17 protein-coding genes are annotated in these 23,511 nt (G+C 65.8%); 4 read left to right on the forward strand and 13 right to left on the reverse strand.

Translation table 11 applies throughout. The features are described 5' to 3' along the window. Positions 1-30: 30 nt before the first annotated feature. Together metH and F4036_08225 are read right to left on the reverse strand one after the other, a co-directional pair. On the reverse strand, positions 31-3,720 hold the full coding sequence (gene metH, locus F4036_08220; protein ID MYK37722.1) for a methionine synthase: 3,690 nt from the start codon (positions 3,718-3,720) through the stop codon (positions 31-33). Further along, positions 3,717-4,583 carry a methylenetetrahydrofolate reductase [NAD(P)H] gene (locus tag F4036_08225; GenBank protein ID MYK37723.1) on the reverse strand — a complete coding sequence of 289 codons (867 nt, stop codon included), beginning with the start codon at positions 4,581-4,583 and terminating at the stop codon, positions 3,717-3,719. Before F4036_08225 ends, metH begins: the two co-directional genes overlap by 4 nt. Positions 4,584-4,711: 128 nt before the next feature. Here F4036_08225 and F4036_08230 point away from each other — a divergent pair, with 128 nt between their 5' ends. Further along, the gene (locus tag F4036_08230; protein ID MYK37724.1) at positions 4,712-5,932 is read left to right on the forward strand and encodes an MFS transporter; all 1,221 of its coding nucleotides are present in this window, start codon (positions 4,712-4,714) and stop codon (positions 5,930-5,932) included. A 160-nt stretch (positions 5,933-6,092) separates the two neighbouring features. Here the strand turns inward: F4036_08230 and F4036_08235 are convergent, their stop codons facing one another. After that, the gene (locus F4036_08235; protein ID MYK37725.1) at positions 6,093-7,301 is read right to left on the reverse strand and encodes an FtsX-like permease family protein; all 1,209 of its coding nucleotides are present in this window, start codon (positions 7,299-7,301) and stop codon (positions 6,093-6,095) included. A gap of 43 nt (positions 7,302-7,344) precedes the next feature. On the opposite strand from F4036_08235, the gene F4036_08240 reads away from it, so the two are divergent. Further along, positions 7,345-8,958, forward strand: coding sequence for a glucose-methanol-choline oxidoreductase (locus F4036_08240; protein MYK37726.1), 1,614 nt, complete (start codon positions 7,345-7,347; stop codon positions 8,956-8,958). A gap of 33 nt (positions 8,959-8,991) precedes the next feature. Next, positions 8,992-9,867: a hypothetical protein gene (locus tag F4036_08245; GenBank protein ID MYK37727.1), complete on the forward strand. Its 876-nt coding sequence runs from the start codon at positions 8,992-8,994 to the stop codon at positions 9,865-9,867. 25 nt (positions 9,868-9,892) lie between these two features. Here the strand turns inward: F4036_08245 and F4036_08250 are convergent, their stop codons facing one another. The 9 genes from F4036_08250 to F4036_08290 all read right to left on the reverse strand — a co-directional run bounded on the left by F4036_08250 (position 9,893) and on the right by F4036_08290 (position 20,888). Beyond that, positions 9,893-10,783: a DUF1838 domain-containing protein gene (locus F4036_08250; protein ID MYK37728.1), complete on the reverse strand. Its 891-nt coding sequence runs from the start codon at positions 10,781-10,783 to the stop codon at positions 9,893-9,895. Continuing rightward, positions 10,780-11,715, reverse strand: coding sequence for a DUF1838 domain-containing protein (locus F4036_08255; GenBank protein ID MYK37729.1), 936 nt, complete (start codon positions 11,713-11,715; stop codon positions 10,780-10,782). The genes F4036_08250 and F4036_08255 overlap by 4 nt, the downstream gene beginning before the upstream one ends. A 9-nt stretch (positions 11,716-11,724) precedes the next feature. Next, positions 11,725-12,897 carry a serine hydrolase gene (locus tag F4036_08260; protein ID MYK37730.1) on the reverse strand — a complete coding sequence of 391 codons (1,173 nt, stop codon included), beginning with the start codon at positions 12,895-12,897 and terminating at the stop codon, positions 11,725-11,727. A gap of 28 nt (positions 12,898-12,925) precedes the next feature. Continuing rightward, positions 12,926-13,849: an alpha/beta hydrolase gene (locus F4036_08265; GenBank protein MYK37731.1), complete on the reverse strand. Its 924-nt coding sequence runs from the start codon at positions 13,847-13,849 to the stop codon at positions 12,926-12,928. Between the two features lies 1 nt (position 13,850). Then, positions 13,851-16,253, reverse strand: a complete 2,403-nt coding sequence (locus F4036_08270) for a TonB-dependent receptor (protein ID MYK37732.1) — start codon at positions 16,251-16,253, stop codon at positions 13,851-13,853. A gap of 89 nt (positions 16,254-16,342) precedes the next feature. Next, positions 16,343-17,512 (reverse strand): hypothetical protein, encoded by a 1,170-nt coding sequence (locus F4036_08275; GenBank protein MYK37733.1) that lies wholly within the window; start codon positions 17,510-17,512, stop codon positions 16,343-16,345. Continuing rightward, positions 17,505-18,653: an alpha/beta hydrolase gene (locus F4036_08280; protein MYK37734.1), complete on the reverse strand. Its 1,149-nt coding sequence runs from the start codon at positions 18,651-18,653 to the stop codon at positions 17,505-17,507. The genes F4036_08275 and F4036_08280 overlap by 8 nt, the downstream gene beginning before the upstream one ends. Continuing rightward, on the reverse strand, positions 18,529-19,374 hold the full coding sequence (locus F4036_08285) for a DUF1838 domain-containing protein (protein MYK37735.1): 846 nt from the start codon (positions 19,372-19,374) through the stop codon (positions 18,529-18,531). Before F4036_08285 ends, F4036_08280 begins: the two co-directional genes overlap by 125 nt. Positions 19,375-19,418: 44 nt before the next feature. After that, entirely contained in the window at positions 19,419-20,888 is a 1,470-nt protein-coding gene (locus tag F4036_08290; protein MYK37736.1) for an NAD(P)-binding protein, read from the reverse strand. Positions 20,889-21,015: 127 nt separating this feature from the next. On the opposite strand from F4036_08290, the gene F4036_08295 reads away from it, so the two are divergent. Continuing rightward, positions 21,016-22,038, forward strand: coding sequence for a DUF1838 domain-containing protein (locus tag F4036_08295; GenBank protein MYK37737.1), 1,023 nt, complete (start codon positions 21,016-21,018; stop codon positions 22,036-22,038). Positions 22,039-22,123: 85 nt separating this feature from the next. On the opposite strand, the gene F4036_08300 is transcribed toward F4036_08295, so the two are convergent. After that, positions 22,124-23,119 (reverse strand): TlpA family protein disulfide reductase, encoded by a 996-nt coding sequence (locus tag F4036_08300; GenBank protein ID MYK37738.1) that lies wholly within the window; start codon positions 23,117-23,119, stop codon positions 22,124-22,126. Between the last annotated feature and the right edge of the window lie 392 nt (positions 23,120-23,511).

A 23,511-nucleotide genomic window follows, 5' to 3' on the forward strand; every position in this document is an offset into this window, starting at 1 on the left:
GCCGCGAGGGACATGCCCTCGCTCCCAGGGTCAGCCGGGAAGATTGGGCGCCAGCCAGAGGCGAGCTTCGTCCAGCGTAATCTTCTTGCGACGGGCGTAGTCGGCGAGTTGATCGTCGCCGATCAGTCCGATATTCGGGTAGCGGGACCGGGCGTGCGCGAAGTAGTAGCCCGACACCGTGGCGGCCGGCCACATCGCGTACGACTCGGTCAGGCGCGCGCCGATGCGACGCTCGACGTCGAGCAGGCGCCAGATCAGTTCCTTCTCGCTGTGGTCCGGACAACCCGGGTAGCCCGGCGCGGGACGAATGCCCCGGTAGCGCTCCGCTATCAGGTCCTCGTTGCTGAAGGACTCATCGCTCGCGTATCCCCAGAACTCCCTGCGCACCTTTTCGTGCAGATATTCCGCGAACGCCTCCGCAGCCCGGTCGGCCAGCGCCTTGAGCTGGATGGCGCCGTAGTCGTCGGCCGGCTCCCTGCCGCCGGCCTGCTTCGCTATCGTCTCGTCCAGCTCGCCCCCGGCGGTGACCGCGAACATCCCGACCCAGTCGCCACCCGCAGTCGCCGGCGCCACGAAGTCGGCCAGCGCGGTATTGGGTCTGCCGGGCGGCATGCGCCGCTGTTCGCGCAGGCCGTGAATGCGCCCCAGTTCCGTTTCCCGTGATTCGTCGTCGAACAATACGATGTCGTCTCCTTCGGATGCGGCCGGGAATATTCCGGCAACGCCCGCCGCCGGGAAATCGATCTCGCCGGCCCTGATCGGTTCGATCAGCAAGCGGTGAAGGTCGTCCCAGAGTTCCCTGGCGGCCTCACCCTTCCGCGCGTCGTCCAGAAGCTGGGGAAATTTCCCGTGCATCTCCCAGGCCGCGAAATAGGGCTGCCAGTCGATGTAGCCGTAGAGTTCCTGCAGCGTCGGCGAAAGCGGTTCGACAACGCCGGCGCGCGCGGGCTCGACCGGCGGTTCCGCGCCCCAGTCGATCTCCAGCCGGTTGCCCCGCGCCTCCTCCAGGCTCAGCAGGTCCTCGCGCCGGCGCTTGCCGGCAGGCTGCTCCCGGCGGCGCTTCAGGTCGCGGGCGACGCCGCGCAGGTACGCGTCGCGCCCGGCGCCGCTCAGTTCGCCCAGCACCCCCACCGCCCGGGACGCGTCCTTCACGTACACCACGCCGCCCTCGTAGGCCGGATCGATCTTCAGCGCCGTGTGCCGCGGCGAGGTGGTGGCGCCGCCGATCAGCAGCGGCAGGTCCATGCCGCGCCGCTGCATCTCGCCGGCCACGTGCACCATCTCGTTGAGCGACGGCGTGATCAGGCCGGACAGACCGATGTAGTCGGCCTCTTCGGCGATCGCGGTGTCCAGGATCTCCTCGCAGGGCGTCATCACGCCGAGGTCGATGACCTCGTAGCCGTTGCACTGCAGCACCACGCCCACGATGTTCTTGCCGATGTCGTGCACGTCGCCCTTGACCGTGGCGACCACGAGCCGCCCGCGGCTGGACACGCCGCTGCCCTCCTGTTCGATGAACGGAATGAGATGAGCCACGGCCTTCTTCATGACGCGGGCCGACTTGACCACCTGCGGCAGGAACATCCGGCCGGTGGCGAACAGATCGCCCACGGTGTTCATGCCGTCCATCAGCGGCCCCTCGATCACATCCAGCGCCAGCTCGCTGGCCTGCCGGGCGGCCTCGGTGTCCTCCACGACGTGCGCGTCCAGCCCATGCACCAGCGCGTAGCTCAATCGCTCCGCCAGCGGCAGGGCGCGCCACTCCTCTTCGTCGCGGTCCTGCCGCCCGCCCTGCCCCTGGTATTCCTGCGCCAGTTGCAGCAGCCGCTCGCCCGCGCCCGCAGTGCGGTTGAGGATCACGTCCTCCACCGTGTCGCGCAGCCTCTCGGGGATGTCCTCGTACACCCCCAGCTGGCCGGCGTTGACGATTCCGAAGTCCATTCCCCCGGCGATGGCGTGATACAGGAACACCGAGTGCATCGCCTCGCGCACCGCGTTGTTGCCGCGGAACGAGAACGACAGGTTGCTGACCCCGCCGCTGGCATGCACGCCGGGCAGCCGCTCGCGGACCAGGCCGGTGGCCTCGATGAAAGCGCGGCCGTAGTCGTCGTGCTCCTCGATCCCGGTAGCCACGGCGAAAATGTTCAGGTCGAAGATGATGTCCTCCGGCGGAAAACCGGCCTCTTCCACCAGCAGCCGGTAGCTGCGCTCGGCAATCGCGACCCGCTGGTCGACGCTCTCGGCCTGGCCCTTCTCGTCGAAAGCCATGACGATCACGGCCGCGCCCAGGCGCCGGATCTCGTGCGCCTGCTCGAGGAATTCCTCCTCCCCGTTCTTGAGACTGATGGAATTGGCCACGCCCTTGCCCTGCAGGCACTTCAGGCCGGCGACCAGCACCTCGAAGCGCGACGAGTCGATCATGACGGGCGCCCGCGAGATGTCGGGCTCGGCGGCCAGCAGGTTGACGTAGCGACGCATCGCGGCCTCGGAATCAAGCAATCCCTCGTCCATGTTCACGTCCAGCAGGTTGGCGCCGGCCTCGACCTGCTGGCGCGCCACCTCCACCGCGGTGGAGTAGTCGTCCGCCTCGATGAGCCGCCGGAAGATCGCCGAACCGGTAACGTTGGTGCGCTCGCCCACGTGAACGAAGCCGGTGCTGTCGTCGATGTTCAGCGGCTGCAGCCCGGCCAGCCGGGTGATGCGCGGCGTGGCGGGCGGGGTGCGCGGGTTTATGCCGGCCAGCGCCTCGCGCATCGCCCGGATGTGCTCCGGAGTGGTGCCGCAGCAGCCGCCGGCCAGGTTCAGCAGTCCCTCCTTCGCCATCGCTTCCAGCGTCGCCGCCATCTCTCCGGGCGACTCGGTGTATTCGCCCAGTTCGTTGGGCAAACCGGCGTTTGGGTGCACGCTCACGGGCAATTCGGCGACCCGCGACAGTTCACGCATGTGCGGATGCAGCTCGGTGGCGCCCAGCGAGCAGTTCAGGCCGATGGCGGTCAGGGGCGCGTGCCGGATGGAGTTGTAGAAGGCTTCCACGGTCTGGCCCGACAGCGTCCGGCCCGAAGCGTCGGTAATCGTGCCGGACACGATTACGGGCAGCGTGCTTCCCAGGCTTTCGCCGGCGCGCGCGATCGCGTACAGCGCCGCCTTGGCGTTCAGCGTGTCGAAGATGGTCTCGATCAGCAGCAGGTCGGCGCCGCCCTCCAGCAGCGCGCGCGTGGCGATCTCATAGGTGGACGCGAGCCGGTCGAAATCGGTGGCCCGGTAGCCGGGGTCCTCCACGCGCGGCGACAGCGAGGCGGTCCGGTTGGTGGGCCCCAGGCTGCCGGCCACGAAATACGGCCGCCCGTCGCGCAACTGGGCCGCGTCCGCGGCCTCGCGGGCGATCTTCGCCGATGCGCGGTTGATGTCGGCCACCCGGTCCTCGAGACCGTAGTCCGCCTGCGATGGCGCGTTGGCGGTAAAGCTGTTGGTGGTCAGGATGTCGGCCCCTGCCTGGAGATAGGAGTCGTGAATTTCGCGCACGAATTGCGGCTGGGTCAGGCACAGCAGGTCGTGGTTGCCCTTCAGCGCCTGGGGCCAGTCGGCGAACTCCCGGCCCCGGTATTGCTCCTCGGACAGATCCAGGGTCTGGGCGAGCGTGCCCATCGCTCCGTCGATGAAAACGATTCGTCTGCGGATCAGTTCGCCCAGGGCCTCGGCCCGGGCTGCGGACCTGTTCACGACTGCGTACCCGGGGCGCTCAATCCGAGCGCCTCGCAGATGGCCGCGGTCAGCGGCGCACGATTCATCGTGTAGATGTGAAAACGCTCGACGCCGTTCTCCACCAGGTCCCGAACCTGGCCCAGCGAGAAGCCCTCGGCGATTTCGCTTACAGCATCCGGATCCTCTCCGGCCTGTTCGAAGCGCGCTCCCAGCGCCGCCGGAACCTCAACGTGGGTCTTGCCGGCAAAGGAGAACACCTGCCTGTAGTTGTGCAGGGGCATGATGCCGGGCGCCAGCAGGTGCTCGATGCCCGCACCCGCAAAAATGTCGCGCAGGCGATAGTAGCGGTCGTTGTCGAGGAAGAACTGGGTGATGGCCAGAGTGGCGCCGGCATCGAGCTTCTGCTTCACGAACTCCAGGTGCCGGCGCAAACTGGCGCTGTCGCCGCCACCGTGCTCCGGGTGCGCGCCCACCATGACCTCGCTGATCCCGGCAGCCCTCAGGTCGGTGATCAACTCCACCGTCGAGGAATAGCCGCGTTCACGCACTTCATCGGGAACGCCGTCCGCGGGAATGTCTCCGCGCAGCGCGATCATCCTCCGTACGCCCTGCGCGACGTAATCCCGCACGATCTCCCGCACCTCGTCGCGGGTGTGCGAGACATGGGTCAGGTGGGGCGCGCAATCGATGCCGTAGTCCTGACGGATCCGCCGCACCCAGCGCGCCGTACCCTCCCGCGTCGAACCGCCGGCGCCATAGGAAACGGTGCAGTGCAGCGGGCGATACGGCAACAGGCGCTTCAGTGACGCCTCCAGCATCGCGGTCAGTTCTTCCGTTCGCGGCGGAAAGAACTCAAGCGAAATTCTTGCGGGTCCGTTCATGAAAAACTCGGGCGTGGACAATTCACGCTGCGCGCATCATACTCACTCGCTCGCCCAATGTTGTGCCCCGGCGGCAGAGTGCTTCCCAGCTATCCCCACGTCCGTCGCCGGCCAATAGGCCGCCCGGCATGTCCCAATCCGCATTATCCACGCCCGCCTATCGCCGCTTCCTTTACGGGAGCACCGTCACGACCCACGGACTCTGGATCCTGCGGCTGGCGCTGGGCTGGCAGGCCTGGCAACTGACCGAATCCGAGTTTTTCGTAGCGGCGGTGGCGTTTGCAGCGTATTTCCCGGTGGCCGTGCTGGGACCGGTATTCGGCGCATACGCCGACCGCTGGGACCGCCGCAGGGCGGCGCAGATCTTCAACGTGCTCAACATCGGCGTCACCGCCGGACTGTTCGGCCTGTCGGCCCTCGGCCTGATGACGCCGACCGCACTGTTCTTGCTCGCGCTGTCCTTCGGCGTGTTCAGCGGCGGCTACACGCCGATGCGCCTGGCCTTGATGGCCAACCTGGTGCCCTCCATGCAACTGGCCAGCGCCGTGGGGCTGGGGGCGGTAAGCTTCAATGTCGCGCGGGTGATCGGCCCGGTGCTCGGCGGCTACATCATCAAGTTCTTCGGCCTGGCGCCGGCGTTCGCGATCAGCACCGCCACCTTTCTCGGGATGGCCTGGGTACTGTGGGACATGAAGCTGCAGCCGGTGGCGCGTGAACTGGAGCGCCAGATCGGACTGGGCCGCCTGCTGCGCGACGGCGTCAGTTACACCCTGCGCCATCCCGCGATCCGCTACTACCTTGTTCTCGTGTTGATTGGCGCCACCTTCGGACGGGCGCTGTTCGAGCTCATGGCGCCGTACGCCGACGAAGTGTTTCAACGGGGCAGCGACGGAATGTCGCTGCTGATTTCATCTTTCGGTGTCGGGGCGGTCGCCGGTGGCTTCTGGGTGGCTCGGAACAGGGACCTGAAGCAGCTTCGCACGTCGGCCGCCATTTCCGTGGCGCTGGCCGGTCTGCTGATCGTTGCCTTCGGATTTACCGGCAATTTCTGGCTCGCCATGCTGCAACTGCCCTTCTTCGGATGCGCCCTGACCATTTGCGGCGTGGGATCGCAGACGCTCACGCAGGCCGTAGTGGAAGAAAAGTACCGGGGCCGCGTCATGAGCCTTTGGAGCGTCGTGGCTTTCGGCGGCGTGGCTTTGGGCAGCGCGGCGCTCGGAGGCTGGGCCCAGTCGATCGGCCTGACCACGGCCACTATTTACTGGGGCGCGGTTGCGGCCGTGCTGGGACTGTTCACCCTGCTCTGGATGCCACGGATTCCGCATCCAAAGGTGGCTGGCGCGTCCTGACGAGGCCCGCAAGGGGCGACTCAACTACTTTTCTGCGGCCCTCGCCTTTTACCTGCCCGTCCCGTACGGGAGACGCCATCCTGGCTCGATTCTCGCTGTCCCTGCTCCAACGCTCCGGGACGGGACGGGCAGGTAAAAGGCTTCCGCAGCGGTTGTCCGATTATTCGTGGCGCAGGGCTTCGATGGGGTCGAGGGTTGAGGCGCGGCGGGCGGGCCACAGGCCGAAGACGATGCCGATCAACAGGCTGCAGCCCAGCCCCACTCCGATCGATTCCGCCGCAACGACGGTCTGCCAGCTGAAGAACCGCGCCAGCAGTTCCGACGCGCCCCAGCCGGCGGCCACGCCCAGCAGGCCGCCGAGCAGGCACAGCAGCGAGGACTCGACCAGGATCTGAGACATGATCGCCCCGCCGGTCGCGCCGATCGCCCGGCGCACGCCGATTTCGCGGGTACGTTCGGCCACCGTGACCAGCATGATGTTCATGATTCCGATTCCGCCCACCACCAGGCTGACTCCCGCGATGGCCGGAAGCAACAGGGCGAAGATGCGCGTGGTTTCCTCGCGGACCTCCAGGAACTGCTTGCGGTCGAGGATCCCGAAATCGTTGTCCTCGCCCGGCCGGATCCGGTGCTCGCGGCGCATGATGCGCTCCACGTCCACCAGCGCCTGCTCGACCGCCGAACCCCGGCGTATCTGCACGTCTATGCTTTCGAGCCGGTCGCTGCCGGTCACCCGGTACTGCGCCGTGGACAGCGGCACCAGCACGTCGTCATTGGGATTCTGCATGCCGGCCGAGCCGGTCTCCTCCAGGACGCCGATCACGGTGAACGGCACGCCACCCAGCAGCACGCTCTGCCCCAGCAGCGCCTCGGCGGTGGTTTCCAGCTTCCCGGGAACCTCGCTTCCCACCACGGCGACCCGCAGGCGCGCCTCCTCTTCCCGCGGAACGAACATCCTTCCGGCGGCAATTTCGTAGCGGTGCAGCACGGGATACTCCGAGGTGGACCCGATCAGTTCCACGCGTGCGTTGCTGTTGCCGAATTCGAACTGAAGGCGCTGCGTGATCCTGGGCACCACTCTCTCAAGATGACGCGCGTCGCTTCGCAGCGCCGCGGCGTCGTCCACGCCCAGGCTGCTGTTCTCCAGCGCCACGCCCCAGAACCGCCGCTGGGAATTGGTGATCGCCAGGATGTCGGCCCCCAGCGCCTCCATCTGCTCCTCCACCGCCCGCTGCGCGCCGGTGCCCAGGGATACCATCGTCACTACCGCCGCGACGCCGATGATCATGCCCAGCATCGTTAGCAGGGCGCGAAACAGGTTGGCGCCGATCGATTCCAGCGCCTGCCGCAGCACGTCAAGGAAGAACATCGCCTAAAGAATAGACCATGTCTCGTATGATCCGCTTTGCGAAATCAACTACGAGGTTTTTTCCGTCGGTTCCTGGGACTACATCATCGTGGGCGCCGGTTCGGCCGGCTGCGCCGTTGCCAACCGCCTGTCGGCGGATCCGGATACGCGGGTGTTGCTGCTGGAGGCCGGCGGCGTCGACCGTTCGCTGTATATCCGGATGCCGGCTGCGATCATCCGCGCTATCGGCAATCCCGCGCTGGACTGGTGCTACCGGGCCGAGCCCGATCCCAGCCGCAACGACCGCGTGGACCTGTGGCCGGCCGGCAGGATCCTGGGCGGCAGCAGTTCGATCAACGGCATGCTGTATGTGCGCGGCGCGGACTACGACTTCGACCGCTGGGCCGCGGAGGGCTGCGCCGGATGGTCTTACGCCGACGTGCTGCCGTTCTTCAGGCGCATGGAATCCACGCCACTGGGCGATGACGGTATTCGTGGCCGCTCGGGTCCGGTCCGCACCGCGGCGTTGCGCACCACCCACCCGCTGGCGCACACCTTCGTACAGGCCGCCGTCGAGGCGGGAGTGACGCTCAACGAGGATTACAACGGCCGCGCCCAGGAAGGCGTGGCCTATACCGAAGTGAATCAGCAGCGAGGCCGCCGCTACAACGCCGCGAGGGCGTATCTGCGCCCCGTGCGCCGGCGCCGGAATCTCGCCATCCGTACGCACAGCTTGTGTCGGCGGTTGCTGTTCGAGAACGGCCGCTGCGTGGGAGTGGAGTATCGAAGGGGCGACCGTATGCATCGCGCCGATGCCGGGCGCGAGGTGATTCTCTGCGCCGGCGCGATCGCCTCGCCCAAGCTGCTGATGCTGTCCGGGATCGGCCCGGCGGAGCAACTGCGCGACGCCGGCATCGAAATCGTCAAGGATTCACCGGGCGTGGGCACGAACCTCCAGGAACACCCCGAGGGCATGGTGGGCATCGACGTGAACGTGCCCACCTACAACACCGAGATCAACAGCTGGAAGGTCGTTCTGCATGGATTGAACTGGCTGCTGTTCGGGCGCGGCCCGGCCACCAGTCCGTATCCCCACGCGGTGGCCTTCATCCGATCCGCGCCCAGCGAGCCGCGGCCCGACATCCAGGTGCAGCTCGGCCCCTATGCCTTCAGCTTCTCGGAAGAAGGCGTGATCCCCTACGACCGGCCGGCCATTTCCGCCGCCATCAATGTTTCCCATCCCCGCTCGCGCGGCAACGTGCGGCTGCGCAGCGCGGACCCGGACGCGCCGCCGGTCATCTCTCACGCGCTGCTGGACGACGACGACATGGACCGGCTGATCAGCGGCTGCCGGCAGGTCCGGGAAATACTCGGCGGCCCGGCGTTCGCGCCCTACCGCATCGGCGAGCGGCTGCCCGGTCCGGACGTGCAAAGCGACGACGAATGGCGCGACTACCTGCGCCGCACCGCTTTCCTCGGCTACCACCCCGTCGGCACGTGCAAAATGGGCACTGACGCACTCGCGGTCACGCGGCCCGACCTGGCCGTTCGCGGCGTCGACGGGCTTCGCGTTGCCGACGCTTCGGTGATGCCCAGCCTGACCAGCGGCAACACCAACGCCACCGCGATGATGATCGGGGAACGGGCGGCGGATTTCATCCGTCATGGGGCGGCCTGAAGGGCGCCGATACAACAAGGGAGAAGACGAACCATGGTAAACAGACGCACTTTCGTTACCGCCGCGGCGGGCGCGACCGGCTCTCTGCTGGGCGCGCGGGCGCTTGAGGCCGCCGCACCCAAATCGGTCGAGCCGCCGGTCAGCCGGGTCGTCTCCGAGTTCCTCCATTTCGACGACCCTGTGGAGGAGTTTCGCGCGCAGATGCGCATGGAACGCGACCTCGTCGAGGAACAGGGCACGACCCTGACCTGGTACCACTGGCTGGTCTTCGTGATCCCCGGTGGACGGCGCCCGGAACCCCTGATCCGCTACGAGGGTATCGAGTTCAGCTATTTCCGCCACCTCGGCGACTACAACTACCGCATCCACGCGCACAATATTTCCTTGCCGCGGGACCTCCACACCAACGAGTTCACGGATTCCGTGATCAATCCCATAACGGGCGAGCTCGTGGAGGTGCCGGTGACGCCGCTGCTGACCGATCCGGGCACCATCGGAAGCCCGATCGGCTTTCGCAACCTTGCCGGCGACGGATTCGTCCAGACGCCCTACCGCAAGTTCCGGATCGAGAACGACCTGATCAAGAAGGACATGGTTCGCAGCGCCCCGCCGGACTGGCCGGCCACGCATATCGAGAATTCCTGCAGCTGGGTTGAATTCGACCTGTTCGCAAACGAGACCATCACTTCGCTCCCCACCCACTTCTGCGGACACTACGCTTACGAGCATCCCGCCTGGCTGAAGATGCCGGAGGGCATGGGGCACCTGGCGGGGTTCTGGGACGGCAAGAAGGTGAATTCCCCATCGGAACTGCCGCGCGAGTTCCTCGACCGCATGGAGCGCGAATACCCGGAACTGCTCGAGCCGCGCTGGGGCGAGTTCGAACGCCCGATTCCGTTCGACCTTTAGGACGGCCGTCAGGCGCGGCGGCGCGTCAGGACTTCAGCAACGCGGCCGGATCTTCGAGCACGTCGGGGTGATGGGCTGCCGTGAACCGGACGAAATCGTCCGGCATGGCCCCGATATCGAAGACCTTGCCGCCGAAACCGTCCGTCACCGTGTGTCCGGCCACGCCTGCCATCTCCATCCACGGGCGCCAGGCCGTCGCGATGGCAAAGGAGATCGTCGCGTCCACCTGCGGGGCGTAGGGCTCGGCGAGATCGGCCGCCCGCGCCTGGTAGGTGATGGACTCCTTGTAGAACATCGATGCCTCGGCGGGATCGTAGGGCGCCACCCGCGTGAACGTGTCGCCGCGGATCCAGACGTTGCCGCCGAAGGCCAGTGACGGGCGCACCCTCAGGCTGTAGTAGATTTTCGCGTCCGGCGCGATCTGCCTCGCGAGTTCCTCGCTGGTCGTGCTCTCGCGGCTCCATTCCAGCTCCTCCTCGTTGGCCATCATGATGACGTGCCGGCCCGGACCGCTGCGGTACAGCGGAACGGACACTTCCCTTTCCGTGTAGGGCATCCGCAGGGTCTCGAGGATTTCGCCGCTTTCGATGTCCGTGTAGTACGAGATCTCGTAGATCAGGAACTCGTACATGTCGTCGGCCAGCTGCCGGTAGCGGGTGATCGAGCCGCCCAGGTAGGCGCACAGCGGCAGGGCTTCGCCGTCGACCAGCGTGTAGCGTATTCCGCGCAGCCAGATATAGGCGATGCTCTCGTCCAGGCTGCCGCGCATCTTCACCAGCGCGCGCAGCAGTTTGGCGGGCGTGCCGAGATCGAGATTGCCGGCGGCGGTTGAGCCGTCGGCCTCCCCGGCGCGAAAGCCCGCCAGGCCGAATGAGGTCAGCGCCAGCCCCTTGAGGACCTCCCGGCGGTTCTTCACTCGAACCCGCCCAGCGCGGCCTCCGGATCCGCCAGGACGTCGGGATGCAGCCGCCGGGTATAGGCCAGGAAGTCGTCCGGCAGGTCCTCGATGGACCGGGCCCTGGCGCCGTGGCCGTTCGAGGACGTATGGCCCGGAACGTCGCCCATGTACATCCAGGGCCGCCAGCTGGTCATCGCCGAGTAGTTCACCAGCGAATCCACCTGCTTCACGTTCGGATCGAGCACTTCTTTCAGGGGCGCGGACCAGATCGTGGATTCCTTGTAGAACATGTTGGGAATGTCGCTGTCGGTGGGCCGGACCCGGCCATGCTCTTCATGGCGCAGGAGCAGCGTGCCGTTCCGTACGTATTCGGGATGTATCGACTTGGTCATCCGTACCGAGGCGGCCGGCGAGAAGGCCCCCTGCGTGGTGCCCTCCTGCGGCTCGAATTCTTCGCTCTCGTCCAGGCTCACCGCAAATCGTGTTCTCGTGGGGCCGAAGCGGAACGCGGGCACTTCGACCTCGCGGCCGGTGAACGGCATCTTCAGCGCATCGAGCAGTTCCCAGGTCTCGAAATCGGTGTAGTGGGTGACTTCCAGCACGACGGCCTCGTACAGGTCGTCGGAGACCCGCCGGAACCGGCTGAACGCCGCGGCGATAAGCCCGCAAAGCGGTTCGATCCGCCCCTGCGAGATGGAGAATCTCTTCGCCCGCAACCAGCCGATCACGAGTTCCGAGTCCAGATTGCCCCGCATCTTCACGAGCGCGCGCAAGAGATCCGGTTCCCGGGTGAGGTCCAGTTCCCCGTCCGCGGCAGCGCGCAACGGGAGCATCCCGGGTCCGATCAGGGCGGCGCCGGCAAGCAGGGATTGGCACAGGCGCCGCCGGGTTGCGGACACGTCCGGCGCGGATTGCGCGAGCGGGCGGAACGGAAGCTTGATGTTGGACATTGCGTTTCCTCAGTCGTCGAGGCCGGCCAGGATCAGGTTGGGCAGCGTGGAAGTCAGCCAGTCGGGATGGAAATAACCGAGCCGCAGGATCACCAATTCCTCGTCCGGGATCACATACATCGTGCGAAAGCCGCCTCCTTCCAGGAAGAAGACGCCGTCGGCTTCGATGGGCGGCCCGTGCGGCGCGGCCTGTTCGCGGTCCTGTACATACCGGCGCCCGGTTCCGGGCGGGTTGCCCACCCAGATCTGGTAACCGTAGTTCGGATAGACGCCCGAACCTGTCGTCATCTCCTCCACCCAGCCCTCCGGCCAGAGCCGGCGGTCCGCCAAGCGGCCACCGGCCGCCAGCGCCGCACCGTAGCGCAACCAGTCCCTGGGCGTGGCGCGGTAGCAGCAGTAGACCGCGGGCATGCCGCCGGGCCGGTCCATGTAGATCTGCGCCGGACCAGCGCCCAGCGGGGCCCACAGCCTGCTGTTCAGATAGTCCTCGTAGGACTCGCCCGTTGCGGACTCCAGCACCGCTCCCAGCAGCTGGGCGTTGGCGTTGGAGAAAGCGAAGAACTCGCCCGGCACGTTTTCGAGATCGAATTCCAGCGCCGCGGCGCGAAAGTCGGAGCCCAGCGATATGCGGGCGTTCTTGGCGTAGGGATCCGGATCGCCGGCCAGCGGCGGGTTCTCGAGCCCGCTGAGGTTCCCCAGCAACTGGCGGACCGTGATCCGCCCGCGTTCGTCGTCGCTCCATTCCGGCAGATAGCGGCCTACGGGATCGTCCAGCGATTCGATGGCCCCTTCCTGTATCGCGATCGCCACCAGCGGGGGAAGCAAGGATCGGGTCATCGCGCGGCCCGTGAACAAAGTTTCGGGGCCGATGTCTTGCCAGTAACGCTCAAGCTGCACCAGGCCCCGGTGCAGCACCAAAAGCGCAACGCTGTTGTGTTGTTCCGCCCATGCCGCCGCCGCTTCCAAAGCGTCGGGTGCAATCGTGAGTTCCGCTCCGCCGGCCGCCGGGAAGAATTCTCCGGGACTGCCGGGAACCTCCACGACCGGCTGATAATAGCTCGCCGGCCACTCGCCGGGGTCCTCCGGCAGCGTGTACCAGCGGTACCAGAACCGCCAGTCAACGAACAGCGCCGCCGCCAGCACGGCGGCGGCGATGGCGAAGAAAACGGCTACGCGGCGCATCCCGATCTGCTCCCGAACAGTGGAGGGATCAGGGTACAGCAGTGGAGCGTATTTGTTCGGCGAAGCGGCGCAGTTGGTCGTTGAAGCGTTGCGGCTGTTCGAGGAACACCGAGTGCCCGGCCCCTTCGTACACGGTGAGGCTGACGTTCCCGCGGCTTGCCGCGAGTTCGGCGGCGTCTTCAAGCTGGAAGGGATTGTCCTCCGCACCCAGCGCAAACAGCACCGGCAAGGTAAGTCGTTCCACCAGGTCCTGGTTGTCCAGGCTCCGATTCACCATCGCGCGGCGCACATAGGATGGCACCATCAGTCCGAGCGACCGGAACAACTCCCGCTCGCGCTCGGGCAAGGGCGACGCGGTAAGTAGATCGATCACCCGTTCGCCGGCGCGGATGTTGTCGGCCAGGTCCCGGCTTTGCTGCAGCACGCGAATCTCCCCGAGCTCCGCCATGTCCGGGTCCTCCGTTCCGGGCATCCGCAGCGGCATCAGGCCGCCCTGGCCGCCGGTGAAAATGATCCCGGCGATGCCGCCGATGCCGTGCTCGCGGATATAGTCCATCGCGATCATCGTGCCGTACGACCAGGCGACGACCACCGGCCGTTCAATGCCCGTGGCCGAGACCACGGCGGCGACGTCCTCGGCCCAGACCGTGTGCTCCGTGTAGTCTTCCGCGGCCCACGGCTTGCCGGACGCGCCATGGCCCCTCAAGTCGAAGGTAACAAGGTAGTTGTCCTCGGCCAGGTCGGAATTGAGTTGATGGACGAAGCTGTAGTGGCTTTGACCGAAGCCGTGAATCAACAGGATCGGGGGCGAGGCCGTATCGCCCGCCGTGACGACGTTCAGCGGGACACCGCCCGCGCCTTCGACGGTACGGTAGTCCCAGTCCGCGGGCGAGCGCTGCGGAAGCAGCGCCGCCACCAGCAGGGCAACGAGCGGCAGGAACCTTGGCAGGATTCTAGAAGCTCGCGGCCAGCGTCAGGCCGAAGGTGCGCGGCTCGGGGAGCGTCAGCTGGTAGCCCAGCGTGCCCGTGAGGAAACTGCCCGTGGTGCGCGCCGAAGCCAGCACGGAGTCGTCGTCGGTCAGGTTCTCGATCCACAACGTAACGCTATAGCGGTCGTTGCGCCAGCCGCCGCGAATATTCTGCAGCACCGCCTCCTCGGTCTTGGCGAGGTTGATCACCCAGTTCCAGGTGGACGACTGGTACCAGGCGTCCCAGCGGGCGAACCATTCGCCGTCCCCGCCCCATATGTTTCCGGCGGGCATATTGAAGTCCAGGGCCAGCGTCGCGGCATGATCCGGCGAGCGGGCCACCTCGAAGCCGCTGGCATCGGCGCTGCCATAGACCCGCCGGCTGACGTTGTCCTGATACACCTTGATTTCGCTCTTGTTGTAGTTGTAGGACGCGGTGCCGATCCAGTTCTCGTTGAACGCCCAGCTCCCCATCAACTCGAACCCCCAGATGTCGGTGCTGCCGTTACTGTTGTAATCGACCTGTGCGCCGAGCCGGTCCGAGCCCTGAATGAAAACGCCGTCGCCGTTGCTGTCCACGTCCCTGGTGAAACCCCTGAAGCGCTGGTTTCTCCATTGCATGATGTAAACAGCACCGTTCACGTAGCCCCGGCCGTCGGCCAGGGTGTGCTTGGCGCCGAACTCCCATGAATCCAGCTCCGCCTGCAGGACTTCGTAACCGATGCCTTCAGCCGCGTTAAAAGCCGGGAATGCGACCGTGGGCTCCAGTTGAATGACCTCGGGGTTGAAGCCGCCCGGATTGTTGCCCTTCGCATAGCTGCCGTAAAGCAGGGTGTTTTCGCTCAACTTGTAGTCCACGATCACCCGCGGCAGCTCCGCCTCGAAATCGGCGGCCAGATCCACCTCGGCGCCGCCGAAGGGCTGCGCCGTTCCGATGGGATCGTTCGGATCGAGCGGCATGGCCTCCTGAATCACGGAGGACGCGTTCGCGAGCGTTTCCTCTTCATACCGGAACTCAAGGCTGACGGTAAGCTGCTCGTTGATGTCGTAAGCCAGGCTGGCGAATATCGCCTGGTTTTCGACATTCTCGGCGACGGTCGGATTGACGCCGAAAAGGCCGCGCCCGCCTCTTGCGCTCACTGCGCGGATGGTCGGGTCGAAGCAGAAGGGCCCGGTGCCCGGGCACGGGAAGCCGCTGGCGCCATCCTTGGCGTATGTCAGGTCGAGATAGTAGGCGCCCACCATCCAGCGCAGCCGTTTGTCCTGGGGCGAACTCAGACGCAGCTCCTGAGACCACGACTCGTCCTTCCAATTCAGATATACCAGGATTTCGTCCGTGAGAAGTTCGCGCATCTCCTGCGTTTCCTCGCGGTAGCGGCCCGTCACCGAACTCAAGGTGTAGCCGCCGATGTCCCAGTCGATGTTCAGGCTGGTGAGTTCGGTTGTCCGGTCGAGGCCCATGTCGTCCTTGTACACCGTGTCCTCGATCGGTCTCGTGTCGATGGCGATGCCGTTGGTGATCAGGTCGCGGGTCAGTGTCCCGCAGTAGTAGTTGGACCTCCCCATGACGCCGTTGGTCGTGAACGGTCCGCAGTTGTTTCTTTCGCCCTTGACCAGGAACTGAACGGCCAGCCCGTCGTCGTCCTCGGTTCGCACGTGACGCAGCTTGATGGACAGATCTTCCGTGGGCGTGGCGTAAATCGTCACGCTGCCGGCGTTGGTCTGCTGGGCGCCCAGATCGCCACCGGTAGGGTGCTCGTTGGTCCAGGCTCCGTCGTAGGTGTAGAACCGGCCCGACGCCCGCAGGTACAGCCGGTCTTCCACGAGCGGGCCTTCGGCGCTGACCCACGCGTCCGCGCGGCCGTTATCGCCAACGATCAGATTGATGTCGCCGTTGAATTCGTCGCCCGGCGTCCTGCTGATGAAATTGATCGCGCCGCCGAAGGTGGCCCGGCCGAAGAAGGCGCTTTGCGGGCCCTTCACGACCTCCACGCGCTCGATGTCGTTCATCGACAGCCACTGGCTGGTTCCCGGCAGATAGACGCCGTCCACGAACGCGGACGATGTCTGCCTTTGGCGCTCACTCGAGGGCGGATCGATCGCGCGGAACCGGATTGCCGGATTGTTGCGGTTTCCGGTGTGGTTGCTCATGTGCACACCGGGGACGAACTGAAGCATGTCCTCGACATCGGTGATCTGCTGCTCCCTGAGCTGCTCGGCGGCGAAAGCCGTCACGCTCAGCGGAATGTCCTGAATCGACTCGTCGCGCTTGCGCGCGGTTACGACGATTTCTTCGAGTGCAAGGTCCTGCGCCATGACTGCCATGTCGGCAGCGAAAAGACTCAGTACGGCGCCGCCCAGCAAGAGGCGATTGTGCAGACTACGCATGGTGCGTCCTCCCAATAGTCTTGAAATGGCATTCTAAGTAGTGATCGGAATAACCGCAAATGCCCGGAGAGTGCAGATATTCGGATCGATCACCAGTTTCGGATGCTTCCGAAGTGGCGCGATGCGTCGGCCCCGTCCGCGGGCAGATACGACGCCTGCGAGTTCGGTCCGTTCCGCGGAACATACCGGTCGTAAACCGGCTGCAGCATTTCCATCGGAACACCGGGCGGAATCGTGCGCGTGCGGCGGAACGCCGCCATCGGAATGGTCGTCCTGATGAACTCCTCATGTACCGACCTCGCGCGCGCCGCGATCGTTCCCCGCGGATCGAAGATCGCCGTGTCCCCGGAACCCGAGAATTCCGGAAAACCGGGCTGCTCCGGCGAAACGGACTGGTTGCAGACCACGCTCCAGAGCCGGTTGTGCCCGGCGATGACCTGGGCCTCGGTGAGGCTGTAACCCCCCGAAGACGAACTCAGGCGGATTTCGAGACCCTTCATGGCGAGCGCGCGGATCACGTCCGGCTGCCTCGGCGTAATCGAGCAGGAGATATTGCCGATGTCGGTGCGCGCCACCTGCAGCACGGCGTCTTCGCCGTACATCTCGCGGTAGCGGTCGAGCACGTCGTAGATCCCGGTCGTGAAGATGTCCCAGCCGGGGATGAAGCCGCGGATATTGTTGGTCTTCCAGTGATTGGCGACCACGTTGCCCTCGGGGCCGATCAGCACGCCGTTGAGCAGCAGGTGGCCCGGCCAGTCCGGGTCTTTCGCATAGGTGCCGAAGGTGATGTAGCAGCCGTATTCCTTCGCCTTCTTGCCCAGCGCCTCGGTTTCCGGCCCCGGTATTTCGATGGCCACGCGCAGCACCTCCTCGCGCGTCCACGGGTTCCAGCCCATGATCGGCTGTTCATGGAAGCAGATCAGGTCCTGCCGACCCGGGAAGCCGTTGGCCTGGTCGATCAGGTCGAGCATGTGGTCGAGGTTGGCCTTCATCTCGGGCCCGGGGTTTTGCGTGTTGCGAACGGCCCGCATGAAGGACTGCACGGCGGTAACGCGCACCGTGTCCTTGCGCAGCGGCACGCGCTCGTACTCGCCGTCGGCGGCTACGCTCACGGAGCCGCCATCGCCCGCGGCCGCATCGTCGGCCCTCGCCGCACGGCCGCCCAATGCCAGGGCCACCGCGCCGGCGGAGCCGGCGGTTAACAGCTGCCGGCGCCTCAATGACTCCGGACTATCTTTCTTGCCGAGCTTCTCACTCATGTTGTTTCTCCTGGTTTGTCGCCGGGGATCCGATCTCGCGGTCGAGAAACGCCTTCACGGCGCGGCCGGTCGCTTCCGGCCTTGAAATATGCAGGAAGTGCCCGCCGCCGTCGAAGATGATCTTCTCCGTGCTTGCAGCGTTTTTCATCGCATCGACGAACGCCTGCGCCGTTTCCGGCGAGAGCGCCCTGCTGTCGCCACCCCACATGACCAGCGCCGGGGCGCGGACCCGGGCCAGCACCCGTTCCGGGTTCCCCCGCTCGTACATCTGCGTGGCGATGAACCCTTCCCGGTCGCGGCCGATGACGTTCCAGTAGTCGGTCTTTCGCCGGATCAGTTCCTGGGTAATGTTGCCGTGCTCGTTCACCGAGTAACGCAGGTTGACGCCCATTTCCTCGGTCGTGTAGCGTTTCGGCACGAACGCCGCGGACGGGTCACGCACGCGCTCGGTGGTGCCCCCGCGGCCGCCGTATTCGATGCCCGCCGAGTTCAGCAGGATCAGGGCCGTCACGCGATCGGTACGGGTACCGGCATACCGGAACGCAACGAGCCCTCCGTACGAGGCGCCGGCGATCGCGAAACGCTCTATCCCCGCGTGGTCCATCAGGCTGTCCACCAGCGTCATGAACCGGTCGATCGAATAGTTGCCGCTCGGCACCGGACCGGTCAGGCCGAAGGCCGGAAGATCGAGCCGCACGACGCGATAGTCGGCACTCAGAATGTCCACCCAGACGTCGTAGTCCTTGAGATCGCCCGTCGAACTGTGCACGAGCAGCACCGCGGGGCCCGATCCCTCGTCCTTGTAGTGGACGTTTATGCCGTCGTTCCCTTCCAGCACGACGAACCGGGAATCCGGGTCCGCGTACTGCGCGACGATCTCCTCGTAGCTGATCGTGCCGGCGGAAGACGGTTCGGCGCCGGGGTCCATCTCCGGGGAACAGGCAAATGCCGCCAGCGCGGCAACTGCCGCGAGACAGGCAGGCAGCGCGGCCCGGTTCGGACCCGTTTTCATGCTTCTATCCCTCAAGCGCGCCCGCGGGGTCGTCGTAGATCTCCGGGTGCCTCGTGCGGATGAGTTCCCGCAACCTTGCCGGCATGGAATCGAAAGACGAAACCTTGCGGCCGAAACCGCGCGAGACATAGTCGCCGGGCCTGTCGCCCATGCCCATCCAGGGCAGGTAGCTCAGGATGTCGTTGAAGTGCCAGGTTGCGGGCGCATTCAGGACTTCGGGGTTGGCCACGTCCTTCAGCGAACCGTGATAGGTGCTCCAGTCGTTGCCGCGAAATGGCCGGCCGGCCTCCGGCGTCTCGGGTTCCATGCGGAAAATGGCGTCGTCCCGAACCCATACGTCGTCACCCTCGATCACGGCCGGGCCGAGCGGATGGATGCGGATACTCCTGAACCCTTCCCCGGCCGGTCGCTCCTCGGGGGACTCGTCGATGCTGCGCACCTGTGTCGCCGGCCTCGCGGGAAAATAGCCGACTTCGGCCTCCTGGCCCGTAAACGGGTTGTTGAAGGTTTCCAGAAATTCGCCGGTCTCCAGGTCGGTGTAGAAGACCATGCTGATGGCTGTCGTCTCGTATGCGCCGTTCTCGTCGACATCCCGGGTCTTGAGCAATGCGCCGACATGGACGTCCCATAGCGGGGTCGCTATCTTGTCCACCACGGCCATCCGCAGCAATTTCGCCCACCAGTAGACAATGCTGTCGTCCATCGTATGCGCCAGCTTGCGCGTGATCATCAGCGTGTGGTGCGGATCGGACGGATCCAGATCCAGCAACTCCGCCCGCGCCGGCTGCGCCCTGACCAGGGGTGCCGCGGCGGCGGCGCCGATAAGTCCCAATGCCGTTCTGCGTTTCATGAAACCTCTCCTGATTTGTCAGCGGCCAATAATACGGCCGGTATTCAGAGCCGGTCGGCCACCTCCAGCGCGACCCGCTCGGCGGACTCCATCGCACCTTCCATGCCCCGGTTCATCGTGGCCGTGTGTTCGCCGCAGAAGTGGATCCGGCCATGAGGCCGGGCCATGTCAGGGAGCAGTCCCTGCACCTGGCCGGGGCCGAAGATCGCCCAGTCGCCCGCGTTGTGCGGATCCAGCCACCAGGAATGAAAGCCGCCCGGTTCCAGCGCTCCCCTGGCGGCCGGACGCAGCCGCTCGATCTCGCGAATCACCCAGGCCTGCGCATCGACGGGTCCCAGGCGATCGAGCTGATCCGCGACCCAGCCGCGGGTGTTGACCACCAGTCCGGTGACTTCGTCCGGATTCTCGCCGAAGCGCTGCCCGAACACCACGCCCAGCCTGCCGTTGGTCCACATGGACGGCGAAAGCCCATCGTCTTCCCAGAATGGCCGTTTGGGCACCAGAAACACCAGCGTGTTGCGCATATAGGCCAGCGTGCCTACCGCCTGGCGCTGAATGCCCTCAAGGGAGGGCGAGATGGCCATGTCCCTGACCTTCGAGAATGGCGCCGAACACACCACGAAGGGCGCGCGAAACGAGTCGCCGCCGCGACACCGGACCCGAACGCCATCGCCAAGGTCCTCGATACTCACGACATCCTGCTCAAACCGGATTTCCCGCTTGAGCGCTCCCGCCATGGCCTCGGGCAGGCGCTGATTGCCGCCTTCCACGGCGTAGGCCGCCGGCCCGATTACGGTCTGCTCGCGTATCCAGCGCTCGTTGAACAGGTACATCAGCGCCGAAACGTCCCAGGCGGATGTCCCGTAATACGGATTGGTGTCGTAGGCCGTGCGGACCTCGCCGTCGCTCAGGCCCTGGTCCAGGAAGTAGTCGTGCAGCGGAACATCCAGCGAACCGAACTTCGGGTTGAGCCAGTCGGAGGACACGGGCAGCGGATTGCCCGAAGCCGTACGCGCGGCAATCAGCTCCCAGGGCATCCTGTCGCGGAACCCTTCGGCGAACGGATTACCCGGCGAACGGACCCATTCGGCCCGGCTAAGCAAGGCATCGTCATGGACCAGCTCCGGCGGCGGTCCGCCGAACAGGCGCGGGGCATAGTCCACCAGCGTGACATCCAGCCTTTGCGCCATCGCGATCATTCGCGCATAGCCGCTTGCGATGGTGTTGCCGCCCACCTCGGGATGGCCGGGCAGGTCGTAGAGGGTATGCAGGCGGCCCCCGACCCGCGCGCGGCTCTCGATAATCTGCACCGACGCGCCCAGCTCCTCCAGGATCAGTGCCGCGTAGAGACCGGACAGGCCGGCGCCGACGATCAGCACGTCGGGAGGCGCCGAAACCCCGCCGCCGGTCGTGCGGTCCGGCTGACCGGCGCCCGCTGACGGCGCCCGGGCGGCAATCCCGGCAAAACCCGCCAGCGATATCAAACCGCTACTGAAGGCCCTTCGGCTCAGCATGAAATAACAAGCCCCCTACCGTTTGGGACTCTAGCATGCCGTCGGGAAGCCCGGTGCGATTGCAAACGACCTGCGGCCTGTCTAGACTCGCGGGTTGGGAGTAAGCGCATCAACCGGGAGGACCGTCATGCCGCACCACTTCGATTCACCGTTCAGCCGGCGCAATATCCTGTTGGGGGGCGCCGCCCTCGCGGCCGCCTCGGCCCTGCCCGGCTGCGGCCAGGGCCAGGACCAGAACCAGGTCCAGAGCGGGGACCAGGACGGGGCACAGGACCGGATCGACTACGACTGGATGAACCCGATGGACAACCTTGAAGCGTATTTCAAGCTGACGAATTCGCTGAAGGACCGGGACTGGGTGCATGGCTGGTACTCGGGCCTGGTGTTCGGAATGCTGCCGAACAACACGCCCGATGCGCTGTTCGGCCTGGAAGGCTTCGGCCTGGGCTACACGGTGCGCCAGGAGGACGGCGCGTTCGCCAGCTTCTGGAAGGAAGTCGGCTTCTACAAGGACCTCAGGACCAACGAGATCATCGAAACCTGGGAAAACCCGTACACCGGGGAGACCAACAAGGTCATGCACATCCACAACCGCATGGTGAAGGGCGTGTTCGGGACCAATTTCCGCTCCCAGGCGCCGGTCGGGGACCAGGCCGGCGAAATGTTCTTCAAGTTCCCCAATTACCGGGCGTCCGACGACCCCAGCAATCCGTTCATCCTGAACTGGCAGACGAGCGGCGACCAGACGTCCGTGTGGCTGGACTTCCGCGGCGTGGTGCCCAACCTGCTCGACCCCGAGGTCTGGGTTCGGGAATCAACCGGCGAACTCCTGCCCGTTTGCGAAATGTTCGAGTACGTATGCAACGACGACGATCTTCGCAACCCCGCGCTGGATCGCGTCAAGCACAGCGGTTCCTGGATCCGCCTGGCCCCCTGGCTGCCGTGGCAGATGATGGGCCGGCACGAGGGCCGCCTGTTCTATCGCTGCACGACCCGGGGCCTCGGCAGCCTCGACGAATTGCCGGCAAACATCCTCGCCTACGCGGAGCAGAACTATCCGGAATACCTGGTCAACGAGCTCGACGAGGACATGCCCAGCGAGTCGTCGTTCGAGGTCTACATGAAGGAGAACGAGCCCGCCCCCACGTAAGCCCGGAAACGTGATCCGGGAGGGAAGGCGTCCCGCCTTCCCCGGAGGGCGGGACGCCGCGAAGGACATGCCTCCGCTCCCAGGGTCAGTCGTCGCTGGCGGCGGCATCCATCAGTTCGCCCAGGCGCATTTCCAGGCTTTCGCCGCGCAGGTCGCGGGCGACTGTGGCGCCGTCGGAAGCGAGCAGAAAGCTGGCGGGAATCGCGTTGATCCGGAACAGGCTGGCGACAGGGCTCTCGAACGCCAGTCCGTCGGTGACGTTCAGCCAGGGAATGTCGTAGCGGTCCCCGGAGGCCTCCCGCCAGTCTTCCGGTTCGTCGTCGAGATTGAAGGCGAGTATCTCGAAGCCTTCGTCCCCGAAGCGCTCGTAGGCGGCCTGAAGGTACGGAATCTCGGCGAAACACGGCGCGCACCAGGAGGCCCAGAATTCCAGCAGCGTGTAGCGGTTCCCCGCGAGCACGTCGGCCACGCGCACTTCCTCGCCGGCCAGGTTCAAGGCGGTTATTCCCATGACCGCCTGCGCCAGGAAGGCGGCGCGTTGTTCGGCCAGCGCCCCGAGCAGGTCGAAAGTGCGGCTTTCGCCCAGCAGAGACTCCAATTCGGCCAGGATCGTGATCTGCTCTTCGTCCTCGCCATCCAGCCAGGCGTTGCGCAGCGCCATGAGCCGCGCGACGGGATCGTCAAAATCGCGATAAATCACCTTCAGGGATTCGGTCGCCATTTCCCCCGGCTCCGCCATGGCGCTGCGGATCAGTTCGTCGTAAGGGCCGCCGGTAAACGCCAGGGCGCTTCGGTCCGCATCCCAGGCCAGCTCATGGCGGACGCCCGGCTCGACGATCGCCCGAACCCGGAGTCCCTCGGCCGGACCGGCCTCCGGCAGCCTGATTTCGACCTGCATGACCTCGCGCAGGCCAGTCTCCAGGGTGGCCTTGCCGTCCCTGACAACGGCGCTTCCGAGGACCTCGAAGCCCGCTTCGCTGCGCGGATCGGAATAACCCAGTTCGATGCGCGCCCCGTCGAACCGCTCAAGCCCGGCGGCCCTGACGACGATGCCGTCCTGCGCCGCCGCGGCGGCAGCCATTGCCCACAAAGCCAAGGCGGACAGTGCCGCGTCAAACAGATACCTTCGTATCAGAGCCTTTCTCCTAGTGCCGTGTCAAGCTCATATTGCCGCATCAGAGCGGGCGTAGCGTGTCCCTGCAAGGCGCAGTCCGCAGGGAATACTGCCTGTATTGCCCAGGGCTGCAACGCCGCAGGGGCGCGCTACGCCCGCTCCCGAAGGGCGTGACTCCCCTGGCCCGTGGCCGCGTTGCGCCCCTGGGCAATGGAAGACACCATTCCCGGCGGGACGCGCCTTGCCACGAACCAGGGGAGACACGCTGATGCGGCAATATGAGCTTGACACGGCACTTGTCTTTCGGCCTCCGAAGTCTTCACCGGCAATGGTACGCCCTCCGCCCCAGAGCATAAAAT

The organism is Gammaproteobacteria bacterium (assembly GCA_009845905.1).
Classification (GTDB): domain Bacteria; phylum Pseudomonadota; class Gammaproteobacteria; order Steroidobacterales; family Foliamicaceae; genus Foliamicus.